This is a genomic window from Curtobacterium sp. PsM8 (assembly GCF_030433875.1).
In the GTDB taxonomy this organism is placed as follows: Bacteria; Actinomycetota; Actinomycetes; order Actinomycetales; family Microbacteriaceae; genus Curtobacterium.
Map to the genome: position 1 here is coordinate 20,095 of NZ_JARUXD010000038.1, position 14,985 is coordinate 35,079.

At 73.1% G+C, this 14,985-nt stretch carries 15 protein-coding genes and 1 tRNA gene; 8 read left to right on the forward strand and 8 right to left on the reverse strand.

Translation table 11 applies throughout. The features are described from left to right. Nucleotides 1-26: 26 nt before the first annotated feature. Nucleotides 27-1,124, reverse strand: a complete 1,098-nt coding sequence (locus QCD68_RS10365) for a glycerate kinase (protein WP_301222955.1) — start codon at nucleotides 1,122-1,124, stop codon at nucleotides 27-29. Between the two features lie 139 nt (nucleotides 1,125-1,263). On the opposite strand from QCD68_RS10365, the gene QCD68_RS10370 reads away from it, so the two are divergent. Then, complete coding sequence (locus QCD68_RS10370) at nucleotides 1,264-2,106, forward strand: formate/nitrite transporter family protein (RefSeq protein ID WP_221850393.1); 843 nt, start codon at nucleotides 1,264-1,266, stop codon at nucleotides 2,104-2,106. Between the two features lie 68 nt (nucleotides 2,107-2,174). Here the strand turns inward: QCD68_RS10370 and QCD68_RS10375 are convergent, their stop codons facing one another. Continuing rightward, on the reverse strand, nucleotides 2,175-3,299 hold the full coding sequence (locus QCD68_RS10375; RefSeq protein ID WP_301222956.1) for an FAD-dependent oxidoreductase: 1,125 nt from the start codon (nucleotides 3,297-3,299) through the stop codon (nucleotides 2,175-2,177). A gap of 118 nt (nucleotides 3,300-3,417) precedes the next feature. Between QCD68_RS10375 and QCD68_RS10380 the strand changes: the two genes are divergently transcribed. Continuing rightward, nucleotides 3,418-4,917: an MFS transporter gene (locus tag QCD68_RS10380; protein WP_367316832.1), complete on the forward strand. Its 1,500-nt coding sequence runs from the start codon at nucleotides 3,418-3,420 to the stop codon at nucleotides 4,915-4,917. Next, entirely contained in the window at nucleotides 4,910-5,905 is a 996-nt protein-coding gene (locus QCD68_RS10385; RefSeq protein ID WP_301222957.1) for an alpha/beta hydrolase, read from the forward strand. Before QCD68_RS10380 ends, QCD68_RS10385 begins: the two co-directional genes overlap by 8 nt. A gap of 82 nt (nucleotides 5,906-5,987) precedes the next feature. On the opposite strand, the gene QCD68_RS10390 is transcribed toward QCD68_RS10385, so the two are convergent. From QCD68_RS10390 to QCD68_RS10400, 3 genes are all read right to left on the reverse strand, one after another. Continuing rightward, entirely contained in the window at nucleotides 5,988-7,112 is a 1,125-nt protein-coding gene (locus tag QCD68_RS10390; protein ID WP_301222958.1) for an SGNH/GDSL hydrolase family protein, read from the reverse strand. Between the two features lie 146 nt (nucleotides 7,113-7,258). Further along, complete coding sequence (locus QCD68_RS10395) at nucleotides 7,259-7,696, reverse strand: hypothetical protein (protein WP_301222959.1); 438 nt, start codon at nucleotides 7,694-7,696, stop codon at nucleotides 7,259-7,261. 138 nt (nucleotides 7,697-7,834) lie between these two features. After that, a tRNA-Gly gene (locus QCD68_RS10400) sits at nucleotides 7,835-7,905 on the reverse strand. A gap of 205 nt (nucleotides 7,906-8,110) precedes the next feature. On the opposite strand from QCD68_RS10400, the gene QCD68_RS10405 reads away from it, so the two are divergent. Next, on the forward strand, nucleotides 8,111-9,184 hold the full coding sequence (locus QCD68_RS10405; RefSeq protein ID WP_301222960.1) for a DUF6177 family protein: 1,074 nt from the start codon (nucleotides 8,111-8,113) through the stop codon (nucleotides 9,182-9,184). 1 nt (nucleotide 9,185) lies between these two features. Beyond that, nucleotides 9,186-9,521: a hypothetical protein gene (locus QCD68_RS10410; protein WP_301222961.1), complete on the forward strand. Its 336-nt coding sequence runs from the start codon at nucleotides 9,186-9,188 to the stop codon at nucleotides 9,519-9,521. A 54-nt stretch (nucleotides 9,522-9,575) separates the two neighbouring features. On the opposite strand, the gene QCD68_RS10415 is transcribed toward QCD68_RS10410, so the two are convergent. The 3 genes from QCD68_RS10415 to dcd form a co-directional block, all read right to left on the reverse strand. After that, on the reverse strand, nucleotides 9,576-9,905 hold the full coding sequence (locus QCD68_RS10415; protein ID WP_301222962.1) for a hypothetical protein: 330 nt from the start codon (nucleotides 9,903-9,905) through the stop codon (nucleotides 9,576-9,578). Then, complete coding sequence (locus QCD68_RS10420; RefSeq protein ID WP_301222963.1) at nucleotides 9,902-10,426, reverse strand: helix-turn-helix domain-containing protein; 525 nt, start codon at nucleotides 10,424-10,426, stop codon at nucleotides 9,902-9,904. Before QCD68_RS10420 ends, QCD68_RS10415 begins: the two co-directional genes overlap by 4 nt. 77 nt (nucleotides 10,427-10,503) lie before the next feature. Next, nucleotides 10,504-11,091: a dCTP deaminase gene (dcd, locus tag QCD68_RS10425; protein ID WP_111076014.1), complete on the reverse strand. Its 588-nt coding sequence runs from the start codon at nucleotides 11,089-11,091 to the stop codon at nucleotides 10,504-10,506. Between the two features lie 139 nt (nucleotides 11,092-11,230). On the opposite strand from dcd, the gene QCD68_RS10430 reads away from it, so the two are divergent. The 3 genes from QCD68_RS10430 to QCD68_RS10440 all read left to right on the forward strand — a co-directional run bounded on the left by QCD68_RS10430 (nucleotide 11,231) and on the right by QCD68_RS10440 (nucleotide 14,844). Further along, nucleotides 11,231-13,348: a cytochrome c oxidase assembly protein gene (locus QCD68_RS10430; RefSeq protein WP_301222964.1), complete on the forward strand. Its 2,118-nt coding sequence runs from the start codon at nucleotides 11,231-11,233 to the stop codon at nucleotides 13,346-13,348. Nucleotides 13,349-13,429: 81 nt separating this feature from the next. Then, entirely contained in the window at nucleotides 13,430-14,008 is a 579-nt protein-coding gene (locus tag QCD68_RS10435; protein WP_301222965.1) for an RNA polymerase sigma factor, read from the forward strand. Then, nucleotides 14,005-14,844 carry a hypothetical protein gene (locus tag QCD68_RS10440; RefSeq protein ID WP_301222966.1) on the forward strand — a complete coding sequence of 280 codons (840 nt, stop codon included), beginning with the start codon at nucleotides 14,005-14,007 and terminating at the stop codon, nucleotides 14,842-14,844. The genes QCD68_RS10435 and QCD68_RS10440 overlap by 4 nt, the downstream gene beginning before the upstream one ends. Nucleotides 14,845-14,985: the final 141 nt, after the last annotated feature.

A 14,985-nucleotide genomic window follows, 5' to 3' on the forward strand; every position in this document is an offset into this window, starting at 1 on the left:
GCGTGGCGTGCTGTCCGCGAGCGGCGTCAGGCGTCCTGCGCCCGGGCGAACCGCGCGCCGGCGATCCGAGCGAACCGCACCGGGTCCCGCAGGGCGTCGTCGGGCTCGCCCGTCGTCTGCGTCGCGATGACCGTCAGCGAGGCCGCCAGCGTGAACCCGTCGACCGACGTCTCGACCACCCCCGCGACCAGCGCCGTGGGGATCCCGCGTGCCTCGGCGAGCGTCCGGACCACCGTGGGTGCCTTGCCGGCAGCGCTCTGCGCGTCGAAGCGGCCCTCGCCGGTGACCACGAGGTCGGCCCCGGTGACGGCGTGGGACAGTCCGATGGCGTCCGCGACGGTCGCGGCGCCACGCGCGAGGACGGCGCCCCAGGCCAGGAGGCCGAAGCCCGTCCCGCCCGCGGCGCCTGCGCCCGGGGTGGTGGGGGCGACGTCCGGGAAGCACGCCGCCCAGCGGCTGAGCCGCACTTCGTGCACGGCGAGACGGTCCGGCGTCACGCCCTTCTGCGGGCCGAACACGGCGGCTGCGCCGTCGGGTCCGAGGAGCGGCGAGGTCACGTCGGTCAGCACCACGGCCCCCAGCGGTGGCAGGGATCGGAGCGCGCCCGTGTCGACGGGAGGCACGTGGTCGAGCACCGCCCCGCCGGTCACGCCCGCCGGCACCGCCGTCCCGAGCGCGAGGCCCAGCGCCTGCAGTGCACCGACGCCCCCGTCGGTCGAGGCGCTGCCGCCGATGCCGAGGAGCAGCCCGGTCGCCCCGGCGTCGAGGGCTGCGGCGATCGCCTGCCCGAACCCGGTGGTGTGCGCGGTGTCGGGACGCAGGGCATCGAGGAGGGTCAGCCCGCTCGTCGCCGCGAGCTCGACGAGGGCGCGGCCGTCCGGCAGCCGGAGCCAGGCCGTCTCGACGGGCCGGTCGTCCGGTCCGGTCACGGTCACCGGGACGCGTTCGCTGCCCGGTACCGCGGCGGCGACGGCGTCGAGGGTGCCCTCGCCGCCGTCCGCCATCGGCAGCAGGACGAGGTCGTCGTCCGGTCGTTCGCTCCGCCAGCCGACGGCGACGGCGTCCGCGATCTCGGCCGCCGACGCGGTGCCCTTGAACGAGTCCGGTGCGATGACGACGCGCATCCGCACACGCTACTGGCTTCCGCGGAACGCAACCCCGGCGGCGTCACACCACGGAGTACCGCTGCGCGATGACGCCCGCGTTGCGTTTCGCGGACCCACCCCGCAGGGAGCCCGGGGAGCGCTGAGTACCGTCCGGACGATGACCGACGACCGCCGCCGCGAACTGGGATCCACCGACGCCCCCGTGGAGGACGAGCTCGCCGAGTCCTTCGACGCCACCATCGAGGAGGGCGCCGAACGCCTGCACCGCACGACCCGGGCGATCGTCATCACCGGGTTCTTCGGCGGCCTCGAGGTCGGCCTCGGCGTGATGGCGTACCTCGCCGTGCTCACCGAGACCGACAGCCACCTGCTCGCCGGTCTCGCGTTCGGCATCGGCTTCATCGCCCTGCACCTGGCGCACAGCGAACTGTTCACCGAGAACTTCCTGATGCCCGTCGCCGCGGTCGTCGCCCGCGAGGGGACCGTCCTGCAGCTCGTGAAGCTCTGGGGTGGCACCCTGCTCGCGAACCTCGCCGGCGGGTGGGTCTTCATGTGGCTGGTGGTGCAGGCGTTCCCGCAGTGGCACGCCACCCTCGCCGAGTCCGCGTCGCACTACATCGACGCACCGTTCGGGTTGCAGAGCATCGTGCTCGCCGTCCTCGGTGGCAGCACCATCACGCTGATGACCCGGATGCAGCAGGGCACCGACTCGGACCCGGCGAAGCTCGTCGCCGCCGTCGCGGGCGGGTTCCTGCTCGCCGGCCTGCAGCTGTTCCACTCGATCCTCGACTCGCTGCTGGTCTTCGGCGCGATCCAGTCGGGCGCGCCGATCACCTACGGCCAGTGGCTCGGGTGGTTCGGGTACACGCTGCTGTTCAACGTGCTCGGCGGGCTGGTGCTCGTGACGGCACTGCGGCTGCTCCGTACGAAGGAGCTCGTCCAGGACCGCCGCGAGGACGCCGAGGACGACCCCGAGCGCGCGGCGACCGAGCAGGACTGAGACGCGGGACGGGCCGGGCGCGGCTGCGGTGCGCCGGGCGCGCCTGCGGTGCGGCGGGTGCGCCCGCGTCAGAGGGCGAAGCGCGGGTGCGGTTGGCCGCCCATCGCGAGGTCCGCCAGCATCTCCCCGACGAGCGGCGCGAACTTGAACCCGTGCCCGGAGGACCCGGTCGCGACGGTCACCGGCCCGCGCCGGTCGAGCACGAAGTCCTCGTCCGGGGAGTTGTCGTACAGGCAGCTGATCAGCGTCGGCCGCGACGCGTCCACGCCCGGTACGAACCGCTCGACGTACGCCTGCAGCCGCGCCACCTCGGCCGCATCGGGCGTCCGGTCGCGGTCGTCCGGGTCGACGACCGGCCCGGTGCCGTGGAACCCGACCTTGACGCCCTCGCCCGGCGTCAGCAGCCCGTAGACCCCGCCGCCGTCGGCCGGGTGGTGCACGAACGACGGCCACGCCTCGTCCGGCAGGTGGCTGGGGAAGTGGGCGGGCTGCTCCTGGGTGACGCGGATGGCCGGGAGGCTCGCCCCCCGCCCGGCGAGCAGCGCACCCACCAGCGTGGGCGCCCAGGCACCGACGGCCGCGACGACACTGCCGGTGCGGACCGTGGTGCCGTCCCCGAGGGTCAGCGTCACCGTGTCGCCGGCGTCGTGCACCTCGGTCACCCGCACACCGAAGCGCAGGTCGGCGCCGGCTGATGCTGCCAGGTCGAGCAGGGCCTCCAGGGCGTCCGCGGCCCGGATCCGGCCCGCGGTGGCGTGCGCCAGGACGTGCCCCTCGAAGGCGATGCCGGGCCAGCGGGCGGCGGCCTCGGCCGGGGTCAGCCGTTCGGCGGCGATCCCCGCGGTGCCGAGTGCGGCGGCGATCGCGTCGACCACCTCGGGGCGACCGTGGTCGACGGCGCCGGTGTGGTCGAGCAGGGTCCGGCCCGACGCGGACTCGAGCGCGGCCCAGGCGTCCCAGGCGCGCAGCGTCAGCTCGACGTAGTCCGCGTCGGGGTAGCCCATGCGGAAGATCCGGCTGCCCCCGTGCGAGGAGCCGTGCACGTGTCCGCGGTCGTGCTGTTCGAGCAGCAGGACGCGCTCGCCGCGGGCGGCCAACGACCGCGCGGTGGCCGCGCCGAGGATCCCGCCGCCGATGACCACGTGGTCGAACGCGTGCGTGGTCGGTCCGTCGGTCGAGGGTGCGATGGCCATGACGACACCGTATGGGCTAGGGTTCGACGCAGAGGGAAAAAACCCGCTCTGCTCCGGCAGGCGGAACCGCGTACGCGTCTCACGGGAGTCGCCACTTCTTCATCGAAGGAGTGCGCCCGTGCACGGACGAACCTCATCAGCACCGACCTCTCCGGCGACCACGACTGGCTCGCCACCTGCTGGTCTCCGCGACGCCTGGCTGCCCCTCGCCGGCCTGTCCGCGGTGTTCCTGTTCGAGATGCTCGACAACTCGGTCCTCAACGTCGCCCTCCCCACCATCGCCCGCGACCTGGCCGCCTCGACGACCGCGCTGCAGTGGGTGTCCGGTGCCTACTCGGTGGCCTTCGGCGGGCTGATGCTGCTCTTCGGTTCGGTCGCCGACCGCGTCGGACGTCGTCGCACGATGCTCGTCGGCCTGGTGCTCCTGGCCGTGGCGAGCCTGGCGACCATGTTCGTCACCTCGGTGGAGCAGCTCATCGTCGTCCGGGCGCTGATGGGCGTCGCCGCCGCGATGACGACCCCCGGCTCGATGGCGCTGGCGTTCCGGCTCTTCGGCACCGAGGACCTGCGCGTCCGGGCGTTGACGGTGATCTCCACCGCCGGGCTTGTCGGCCTCGCCGTCGGACCCACCATCGGCGGGTTCGTCCTGGCCGTGGCACCGTGGCAGGTGCTGCTCGTCGCGAACGTGCCGATCGCCCTCGTCGCCGTCGTCGGCATCCGCGCGGGCATCGCCGTCGACCGCCCGGCGGACCTGCACCGCGACCCGGTCGACGTCATCGGGGCGGTCCTCGGCACCGCGAGCATCGTCGGCGTCCTCGTCACCCCGACGCTCGTCGTCAGCGGCGCTGCCGGCTGGGCCGGGTGGGGTGCCGGAACGGCGACCGTCCTGGTGGCCGCCGGCTTCGTCGTGCGGGAGCGCACCGCACGCCACCCCCTGCTCGACCTGCAGCTGATCGCCCGACCGCTGGTCTCGAGCGGGCTCGCCTACAAGGCCGCCGCAGGGCTCGCGATGGCCGCCCTGTCGTACCTGGTCACCCTGCAGCTGCAGTTCGCCTGGGGCTGGCCCCCGGCGCTCGCCGCGGTCGGGACGCTGCCCCAGGTGGTCGTCCTGCTGGCCAGTGGCCGCTTCGTCGGGCCGTTCGTCCGACGCGTCGGGCTCGACCGGGCCGCACGCCTCAGTGCCGCCGCGGTCGTCGTCGGCCTCGCCGTGTTCGCCCTGACCGCACGACTCGGCTACCCCGGTGTCCTGGTCGCCCTCGTGCTCGTCGCGGCCGGCATGCGCGTCGTCGGCGCCGTGGCCGGCAACAACGTCCTACAGGGGCTGCCCGCCGACCGGACGTCGATCGGTGCCGCGCTCGTCGACACAGCGAGCGAGGTCGCCACCGCCGTCGGCATCGCTGCGACGGGGACGATCCTCGCCGCCCTCGTGCCGGGCAGCCTCGGTGCGACGCCCTGGACACCGGACCGGACCGCGGCGTTCGACGGTGCCGTCTCGGTCGCAGGCGTCGCCGTCACGATCGTCGCCGCCGTCCTGGTCGTCGTCGGCGTGCTCCGCGCCCGCACCACCCTCGCGAACACCCCTGCAACCACCACCGCTCAGGAGGAATCCGATGTCTGACGTCATCACCCGCCCGCCGTTCGACCCCGAGCTCGCGCCGTTCCTCGACGCGCTCGCCGCCCGCGGACCGCTCCGCCTCACGCCCGAGATGCTGCCCCGGATGCGCCAGCTCGACGTCCCCCTCGAGACGCTCGACGACGGACTGCGTGCGCGCGGTCTCGAACGTCGGAGCATCACGGTGCCCGGGTACCTCGGCGACCCGATCGAACTGGCGGTCATCCAGCGCATCGGCCGCACCGGTCCGACGACCGGGGTCTACACGATCCATGGCGGCGGCATGATGTTCGGCCACCACCTGGGCAACCTGGACTCCTACGACGACTGGCTGCTCGACCACGACGTCGTCCTCATCAGCGTCGACTACCGCCTCGCCCCGGAACACCCGGACCCCTACCCGGTCGAGGACTGCGCCGCCGGCCTGGTGTGGGTCGCCGAGCACGCCGACGAACTCGGCATCGACCCGCACCGCATCGTCATCGCGGGGCAGAGCGCCGGTGCGGGACTCGCAGCTGGGACCGCGCTCCTGATGCGCGACCGGGGCGGCCCGGCCGTCCTCGGCCAGATCCTGGTGTCGCCGATGCTCGACGACCGCGACCGCACCGTGTCGACGCAGCAGATCGACGGTGTCGGGGTCGCCGACCGTCAGATGACCCGGTCCGGTTGGGACGCCTACCTCGGCGAGCGCCGGGGCACCGGCGACGTGTCCGAGTACGCGGCCCCGGCACGCGCGACCTCGCTGGCCGACCTGCCGCCGACGTACATCGACTGCGGCAGCGCCGAGGTGTTCCGCGACGAGACGGTCGCCTACGCCAGCGCGCTCTGGGCCGCGGGCGTCGACGCCGAGCTGCACGTGTGGCCCGGGGCCTTCCACGGCTTCACGAGCATGGTGCCCGACGCCACGGTGTCGCGGCGGGCGGTCTCGGCCTTGGCCGACTGGACCCGGCGACTGCTCGGCGAGCCGCACCCGGTCCGTACCGAGCGCGGCTGAACACCGTCACGCCGTGGTCGAGGGAGGCTGGGTCCGCCGACGCAGAGCGCGTCGGTGGACCCGGCCTCACCCGTTCGGTCGATCAGCCGCGCGTGTGACCGTGCGCCCGGGTGATCGCGGCGATGGTCTGGTCGCGCAGGTACGCGACACCGGCAGCGTTCGGGTGCAGCGACCCGAAGAGCAGGCCGTAGCCCGTGTCGCCGAGCTGCGTGCTGTTCGCCGGGTCCGGGTGGTCCGTCAGGGTGAGCCCGGCGATCCAGGCCGAGCCGGCCGAGGCGCACGCGGTGTGGGCCGCGGACCCGTCGAAGGTCGAGACGTAGGTGAACCCACGAGCCTGCGCCGCTGACTGGATGGCGCCGTCGAGCTCCGCCTCGGTCTTGTGGAAGTACGCGGTGTCGGTGCTGGTGAACGGGAACGAGTTCTGCGGGAACGGCGGCTCGAGCCCGGAGTCACCGATGATGCTCGAGAAGCAGCCCTTCGGGGACTGGGCCGCGTCCGGCGCGATCATCGGGTACCCGACGACGAACACCTTCGCCCGTGGTGCGCGCTGCGCGATCGTCCGGAACGTCTGTGCGAGCCGCGGCGCGACCGTGTTCTTGATGCGTGCGGCGAGACGGTCACGCTCGACACCGTGCACGACCGGGGAGTAGTGGTCCTTGCAGTGGTCGTAGCTCACGCCGTTGATGTCGGAGAACAGCGGACCGTCCTGGCCGAGCGCGATGCAGTTCGTGACCACGTCGGTGAAGCCGAGGTCGTTGCCGCCGATCGAGATCGTGACGACGTCGGTGCTCGCGGACAGTGCAGCGACCTGCGGGGCGGCGGTGACCTTCCCCGCACCGGTCGGCTGCGGCACCCGCGTGACGTTGGCGGTCGTCGCGCCGGCGCAGCTCCGATCGTCGAGTCGGAGGCCCAGGGACGATGCGACCTGGTGCGGGTAGTCGGTCGTGGACTGCGCGCAGCCGGCCGCCGGACCCGAACTGTAGGGCGCCACGCCGAACCCGGAGGCGTACGAGTCCCCGAGCGCCACGTAGTGCAGGCCACCACGGGACGACGAGGACGCGGCCACGGCGGAGCCGACCGACGTGCCGGTGTCGGCGTGTGCTGCGGGGAGCGGCCCGGCGGCTCCGACGGCGAGCGACGCGGCCGCGAGGACTCCACCGGTGACCAACAACGCCGTGGACCAGCGGGGGCGAGGAGCATGACGCATGGACGGGTTCCTTCCCAGAACTCGATTCGCCAGACGATCGTCTGGCGAGTCGAGGCTAGGGCCGGCAGCGCCTGACGGCCATGAGAGGGCTGCAAGCTCCGGGAGCCGGGCCCTTCAGGAGCGTCGGCTCGACGAGCCCGCTCGAGTCACTTCGAGGACGCACGCACGAAGAGGTAATCCGGGCGGGGAGCATCGAGTGTCCCGACGTAGAAGGCGAGTCCGCCGCTGTCCACGTAGCCCTGGCGCACGAACCGATCGGCATAGTAGAAGCGGATCCCGGGCGAGCTCCCCTCTGCCACCTTCCAGTGCCCGGAGAAGTTCGTCGGGTACCCGCCGTCCGCGCAACCCGGAGGGCTCGTCGCGGCGTTCCCGGTCCGGCATGCGAGGTTGATGGGGATGTTGCGCGCCGTGTAGGTCCGGTCGGCGGACACGGTGAACTCGGCGGCGCGGTCGCCGCTCTCTCCCTGGAGTCGCCAGGTGCCGGTGTAGTCCTGGGGCTCCGGCTGTGCCGGGACGACGCACCCGGTCAACGCGACCGACAGCAGCGCGATCAGCGTCGCGACGCCTACCCGGCCTCCTGTCACCGTCGCACCTCCACCGTCCGCGTACGTCCGATCCGTGCCTGGGGGCGCACGGCGGGATGAAGCCGGTGAGCGTCCTGGCCAGCACACCGTCGGCCAGCGAACCAGCGGCCAGCTCGCCAGCAGGAGGAGGGGAATCGGAGCGAGTGACGGGAATCGAACCCGCGCTACCAGCTTGGGAAGCTGGAGTTCTACCATTGAACTACACTCGCGCATCCCGTCGAACGGGACCGCACCAGCCTAGCGGAACTTCCGCTGGATGCCAGCCGGACGCCCGTGGCGGACGCACGCCGCGCCTCCCGTCCGCCCCTGTCTCTCCGCTGTGAGCCGCGCTCTCCGACGGACATCGCCAGGGGGCCGTGTGTACCGTCCGAGGGGATCACCGAGCTCGCACGACCGACCCGAGGAGGAACCGGAATGGTCCGACACCCCCTCATCGACGACGTGGTCGGCCCGGCCATCGTGGTGGACTCCAGCGCCCCCGTGGTGTGGCTCACCGACTCCCTCGACTCACTGCTGCGTCGCGCCGAAGCGGCCGGTCGCACGGTCGTCCTGCGGACCGGCCAGGAGGCTGCACTCACCCCCGCCCTGCGGCACGCGCTGGGTGCGCACGGCGCTGCGTGGGCGGTCCGCGGACCGGACGGGGCGCTCCGCGACGGCCGCACGGGTGTGCCGGCCGCGAGCCTCGACGACTTCGTCACGCACGGTCCCGAACTCCTCGGCGACCCGTCGCCCGAGCACCGCGACGCCGTCGGCTCGGTCCGGCAGATCAGCATCGACCTGACCCTCCGCCACCACGACGAGCGGACGGTCGACATCGGCTCCGCGATCGAGGCGCTGTGCGAGACGGTCGGCACCTGCCCGACGCGGTGGGGCACCTCGGAACCGCTGACGTCGACCTGGGACCGCTGGGTCGTCACGCAGTACGCGATGCACGAGTCGCCCGGCATCAGCACCTCCTACGCGATCGGCGACGGATTCGCCGCGACGATGACCGCGCACCTGACCGGCGGGGTCGTCGTCGAGACGATGTCCGCCGTCCTCACCGTCCCCGAGGGCGGCTCCGACCCGCAGCTCGCCTCCCGCCTGCTCGACGCGGTGCACCGGGTCGCCAGCGACGTCGAGCCGGTCTTCGGTGTCGTCATGCAGCGCCGCGGGGACGCCGACCACCTGGTCCGCGCGGTCGGCTACGGCGAACCCGAGCCGCTCGCGGTCATCGTCGGCCCCGAGGCCACCCGCTTCCTGGACCGCCGCGGTCAGTGGCCGCCGGTCCGCACCACCACCGACACCTTTGCGGGCGAGGTCGGCGAAGGCCTGGTCGTCCGGTTCGAGGACGGCTGGACCGCGCTCGAGTCGTTCCTCGACCGCATCGACGAGGACCGCTTCCTGCAGCTCGTCGGCGGTGCGCCCCTCGACGCCGCCCACGACGACGGCGCACTCGGGCCGCACGCGATGCAGCACGGCGGTCAGGGGTCCCCGGGTGCCGCGTGACGTGACCCTCCTCTGCCGCGGCGAGGTGCAGGTCCGCGACGTCGCCGAGGCGCTGCTGCTCCACGACGACGCCTGGGGCGTCCGGGCGCTCGACGACGGTCCGATGCTGCAGGTCTGCCGCGACGCCACGCACCCGGTCATCACGGTGCTCGGCGTGCGACGGGTCGACGAACTCGACGAGGTCACGCGGCTGCTGCCCGACGCCCCGGCGCTCCCGGTGCCGCTGTGGTGGGTCGACACGGTGACGCCGTTCGACGACGACGGCGAGCGCGGGGTGACGGCGGCGCTGGAGGCATCGCTCGACCTCGACGCCGTCTGCATCGTCCACGGGGACTGACGAGCGGTCGCCGCTCGGCGCGGGCGGCGCTGCCCGACGCTGACGCTGCCGTCCCTAGGCGCAGCGGGCGCGCATCCGGCGAGCCGCGGCACAGAGGACCGGCACGTCGGTCCGCGCCGTGCCGATCAGCACGGACGCCGGGGTCTCGATCGGTCGCCGCGTCAGCCGTTCCGCGAGCGCGGACACCTGCGACCACGGCACGGCCGGTTCCTGCTCGGTCATCGTCGGCGGGAGGCGCTGCACCGCCGCGGCGATGTCGACCAGGCGCATCCGGACGGCGTCGTGCACCAGCTCCTCGGGCAGGGCCGGGTCGGCGACGTAGGTGCGGATCCGGTCGCAGGACGCGATGACGTCGTCCAGGGACTGCCGGACGGGCGCCGTCACAGCGGGACCGCCCGCTCGAGTACTTCGTCCGGCAGGGCGTCGGCCGCCAGGACGTCCACGCGGACGCCGAGCAGGGCCTCGGCGTCGTCCTGCATCCGCATCAGCGCGAACATGCCGGTCGGCGGGGTCAGCTCCACGACGAGCTCGACGTCGGCCGGCCAGTCGTCCTCGCGGTGCGGTCCGGAGGCGCCGACGAGCAGGCGGACGGCGACGGCACCGTGCTGGGCGAAGGACGCGCAGAGTTCGTCACGGTGCCGGTGGACCAGCTCGCGCAGGGGGAGGGGTTCGGAGACGGGCTGCAGGTCGATCGACGTGCGGAAGCCCGCGGCGAGCAGCAGACGTTGCAGGGCGGCGAGCGAGGGCTCGCGACGCCCGTTCTCGTAGGTGCTGATCACGCTCTGGGTGACGCCCGCCCGCCGGGCGAGCTGCACCTGGGTCAGGTCGGCGCGCTGCCGGGCGTCACGGATGATCGCGGCGGCGGAGAGCGTCGTCATCGACGCACGAGCGTGTCCAGGCGGCATGTCGGCAACGATACACAGGATTCCGTATTTCGTACCGGATTCCGCTGGCGGCTCGGCGAACCGACCGGGAGGCCCGTTCAGCGCGGCTGGGACACGTCCGCCCGGTGGAAGTTCAGTGCCGACCGTGACGCCGTCGGTCCGCGCTGCCCCTGGTAGCGGGACTGGTAGTCCGCCGACCCGTAGGGCTTCTCGGCCGGGCTCGACAGCTGGAAGAAGCAGAGCTGTCCGATCTTCATCCCCGGCCAGAGCTTGATCGGCAGCGTCGCCACGTTCGACAGCTCGAGGGTCACGTGGCCGGAGAAGCCCGGGTCGATGAAGCCGGCGGTCGAGTGCGTCAGCAGCCCGAGCCGTCCGAGCGAGCTCTTGCCCTCGAGGCGGGCGGCGATGTCGTCCGGCAGCGAGACGACCTCGAAGGTCGAACCGAGCACGAACTCGCCCGGGTGCAGCACGAAGGCCTCGTCCGGGTCGGTCTCGACCAGGCGCGTCAGGTCGGGCTGGTCCACCGCGGGGTCGATGTGCGGGTACTTGTGGTTGTCGAACAGCCGGAAGTACTTGTCCAGCCGGACGTCGATGCTCGACGGCTGCACGAGGGCGGCGTCGTAGGGGTCGAGGCCGATCCGGCCCTGGTCGAGCTGGGCGGTGATGTCACGGTCGGAGAGCAGCACGGGGGAAGCCTACTGGCCGACCCGGGCGGACGTGGCTGGTCGGGTGCGGACCAGGGGGTGAATCCACATGGTGGGTCCAGAGCGGCGCGCCTACGATGGAGGGTCCGCGGACCGCGGACGGAACCGACCCGAGACAGGTATGGCCGTCACGTCTTCTCAGCCCCAACCGGACAGCGCCACCGGGACCGACAGCGCCCACCGTCCGGACAGCGCGCAGCGTCCGGACACTGCCACCCGGACGGGAGGCCCGGCACCGGAACACGCGCCCGTCACCACCCGCACGTCCACCGTCGCGACCGTCCTGGTCATCGCCGTGCCCCTCGTGGTCGCGTGCGCGGTCCTCGGCATGACGATCACGGGCGCGTTCACCGCGAACCAGCAGCTGGAGTCGGCCGGCGACCTGGTGCAGTTCGGTCTGGTCGCCGCCCGCGGCGTGCACGACGGCGTCGCAGCGCTGACCGTCGGTCTGCTCATCGTCGCGGCGTTCGCGTTGCCGGCGCAGAAGGCCGACCACGGTGCGATGTCGTCGGTGCAGCACCGGGCCGCACGCTGGGCGGCGATCGCCGGGTCGATCTGGTTCCTGGCCGCCGTCGTCGGCATCGTGCTCACCGGGGCGAACACCCTCGGCGTCCCGCTGACCAGCCCCGTCTTCGCCCGCAACTTCCTGCTCTTCGCGTTCCAGGTCGAGATCGGGCAGTCACTGGTCGTCTCCGCCGCCGCGATCCTCATCGCGACGGTGCTCGCGGCACTGGCCACCCGGGCCACCACCCTGGCGTTCGCGACCGTCGCCGCGCTCTTCGCACTGCTGCCCCTCGCCCTGTCCGGCCACGCCGCGGGGTCGCTCGAGCACGCCAACGCCGTGAACTCCCTCGCCGTGCACCTGGTCGGGGTGTGCGTGTGGGCCGGCGGGCTCGTCTCCGTCGTGCTGCTCCGCACCCGGATGAAGGGCGCCACCGGACGCGTCGTCGCCCGCTACTCGACGCTCGCCGGGTGGGCTTTCGGTGCGGTGGCGTTCTCCGGCATCGTGAACGCGCAGCTCCGGCTGACCGGGCCGCTCGACCTGTTCACGACGCCCTACGGGTGGCTCATCACGACCAAGGCCACGATCCTGGTGCTGCTCGGCATCGCCGGGGTCGTGCAGCGGCGGAAGCTCGTGCCGGGTCTGCTCCGCGCGCCGACCGACCGCCGCCTGTTCGTCCGGTTCGCCCTGGCCGAGATCGTCTTCATGGCCGTCGCGATCGGCGTCTCGGTCGCGGTGTCCCGCAGCCAGCCGCCGATCCCGCAGACGCCGGAGACCGGGGCGGACACGCGCTCAGGGCTCATCGGCTACGCGTACCCGCCGGTGCAGACCATGCAGACGTACCTGTCGCAGTGGCACATCGACTGGATGTGGCTCGCGCTCGCCCTGGTCGGCGCGGGCTGGTACCTGTGGAGCGTCCGCAAGCTCCGGCAGCGCGGTGACTCGTGGCCGGTCGGCCGGACCATCGCGTGGCTGCTCGGCTGCGCCGTGTTCATCTGGACGACCTCCGGCGGCCCGGCGGTCTACGGCATGATCCACTTCTCGTCGCACATGGTCCAGCACATGCTGCTGATGATGTTCGTCCCGCTGCCGCTGGTCCTCGGCGGTCCGGTGCTGCTGGCGCTCCGCACCTTGCCGGTCCGCAACGACGGGTCCCGCGGCGCCCGCGAGTGGCTGATGCTGTTCGTGCACTCGCGGTGGATGCAGTTCCTCGGCAAGCCCGCGGTCGCCGGTGTCATCTTCGCCGGGTCCCTCGTGGTGTTCTACTTCACGCCGGCGTTCGAGTACGCGATGCAGTCGCACGAGTGGCACGTCGTGATGGTCGTGCACTTCGTGTTCAGCGGGTACCTGTTCTTCTGGGTCTTCGTCGGCATCGACCCGGGCCCGGCGCGCCCGCAGTACCCGATCCTCATCATCGCCCTGCTCGCGACGCTGGCCTTCCACGCGTTCTTCGGGGTGGCCGTCATGACGTCGCAGTCGGTGTACGCGATCGACTGGTTCCACGCGCTCGGGCAGACGAACGACCGCGCCCTGCTCGACGACCAGCACGTCGGCGGCGGCATCGCGTGGGGGGCCTCCGAACTGCCGATGGTGTTCGTGGCCCTGCTCGTCGTGCGGAACTGGGTGCGCTCCGACGAGCGCATCGCCAAGCGCAAGGACCGCCAGGCCGAGCGCGACGGGGACGCCGAGCTCAAGGCGTACAACGAGCGCCTGACCGCCATGCAGCGCCGGGACTGACCGGACCGCAGAAGGGGCACCGCTCCGACACGCGGGTACCACCGGGTGGAACCATCCGGGCGGTGCCGGACACTCCAGGACATGAGAACCGGAAGCGGCGACGACGCCGAGGACTGGGCGGCAGCGGGCCGCGGTGACGGCGAGGCCTACGGCCGCGTCTTCGACCGCCACCGTGACCGTGTGCACCGTCATGCACTCCGGCTGGTGCCGCCCGAGGTGGACGTCGACGACGTCGTGGCGGTCGTGTTCCTGGAAGCCTGGCGGCGACGACGGAGCGCCCGGCTCGTCGACGGCGACCTGCTGCCGTGGCTGCTCGTCACCGCGACGAACGTCGCACGGAACGCGACGCGGACCACGATGCGGTACCGGCGCCTGCTCGCCACGCTCCCGCCCGCCGACCACGCTCCGGACCCGGCCGACCGACACGACGACGGCGCTGCCGTCGCCGCGTTCCGGAGGCTCTCCCCGGCCGACCAGCAGGTCCTGGCCCTCTGCGTGATCGCCGGACACCGCGAGTCCGAGGCCGCCGAGGTCCTCGGTGTCCCGCTCGGGACCGTCAAGTCCCGCCTCTCCCGCGCCCGGAAACGCCTCAGCACACAGTTCGCCGAGCAGACGGCGGCCCCCACAGCACCCGCGACCACCACCGGAGGACCACGATGAACACGACCTCCCGAGACGACGCCCTCCGCGCCCTGCTCGTCGACCGCGTCGGTCGTTCCGCCAGGCGGCGTCGCTGGCTCGTCCCGACGATCGGCGTCGGCGCGTTCGTCGCCGCCGGCGCCCTCACCGCCGGAGCGCTCGTCGGCACCGGGTTCCTGCAGCAGACGCTCGCCCCCGAGGACGCGACAGCCCTCGTCGAGACCGGTGTAGCCGGGGACGTGACCCTGCTCGGCGCACCGGTCGTCCGCGTCAGCGACGGGGCGACGAGCCTGACACTGCCCGACCGGCCGTCCGGCGCGCACCACGTCGCCGTCGGGCTGCAATGCGCGCCGCCCGAGACCGCGACCGTCACCGTCGGGGCGGACGAGGGCGATGGTGAGCCGACGACCGCGGACTGCGGGACGTCGATCACCCTGCCCGTGGGGTCGAGTGCGGGGGAGCGGCCGGTCGTCCGGGTGGACCACGCCGGGAGCCCGATGACCGTCTGGGCTGCGTGGGCACGTCCGGACCCGGTGCCGGGTCCGTCGCCCGAGCAGCAGGACGCCGTCGAGGACGGGGTCGTCACGAGGCCGGAGTACGTCGCGGCGTGGGACCGGTACGTGGGGTGCATGCGGGCGTCCGGGCACCCGGTCGACCTCGGTGACGAGGACCCGGTCGTGTTCGCGATCGCGGTTGCTGCCGAGTCGGCACAGGCCGACACCCGGTGTGGGGCGGTCGAGCTGGGGCAGGTCGGCGCACTGTGGCAGGCCGAGCACCCGGACGCGCAGGAGTTCACGAGCGCGGCGGGAGCGCGGTACGACCCGGCGGCGGACCCGCGGTACGCGGGGGAGCGGTAGCGGGAGCGCTGGCCGTGCGGGGCGCAGCCGGACGACGGACGGGACCCGTGGTGTGGCGCGGGGCGAGCCGCCCGACCGGGGACCACCCGGGCCCGTCCCGGCCCGGGCGGAACCACCCCAGGGGCCCCCCGGGGGCGGCGG

What these genes read in the sequence shown, in the direction of transcription:
- QCD68_RS10430 (WP_301222964.1), top strand. Translation starts at nt 11,231, where the DNA reads ATGGCCGTCACGTCTTCTCAGCCCCAACCGGACAGCGCCACCGGGACC.
- QCD68_RS10365 (WP_301222955.1), bottom strand. Translation starts at nt 1,124, where the DNA reads ATGCGCGTCGTCATCGCACCGGACTCGTTCAAGGGCACCGCGTCGGCG.
- QCD68_RS10440 (WP_301222966.1), top strand. Translation starts at nt 14,005, where the DNA reads ATGAACACGACCTCCCGAGACGACGCCCTCCGCGCCCTGCTCGTCGAC.
- QCD68_RS10370 (WP_221850393.1), top strand. Translation starts at nt 1,264, where the DNA reads ATGACCGACGACCGCCGCCGCGAACTGGGATCCACCGACGCCCCCGTG.
- QCD68_RS10375 (WP_301222956.1), bottom strand. Translation starts at nt 3,299, where the DNA reads ATGGCCATCGCACCCTCGACCGACGGACCGACCACGCACGCGTTCGAC.
- QCD68_RS10390 (WP_301222958.1), bottom strand. Translation starts at nt 7,112, where the DNA reads ATGCGTCATGCTCCTCGCCCCCGCTGGTCCACGGCGTTGTTGGTCACC.
- QCD68_RS10405 (WP_301222960.1), top strand. Translation starts at nt 8,111, where the DNA reads ATGGTCCGACACCCCCTCATCGACGACGTGGTCGGCCCGGCCATCGTG.
- QCD68_RS10420 (WP_301222963.1), bottom strand. Translation starts at nt 10,426, where the DNA reads ATGCCGCCTGGACACGCTCGTGCGTCGATGACGACGCTCTCCGCCGCC.
- QCD68_RS10385 (WP_301222957.1), top strand. Translation starts at nt 4,910, where the DNA reads ATGTCTGACGTCATCACCCGCCCGCCGTTCGACCCCGAGCTCGCGCCG.
- QCD68_RS10435 (WP_301222965.1), top strand. Translation starts at nt 13,430, where the DNA reads ATGAGAACCGGAAGCGGCGACGACGCCGAGGACTGGGCGGCAGCGGGC.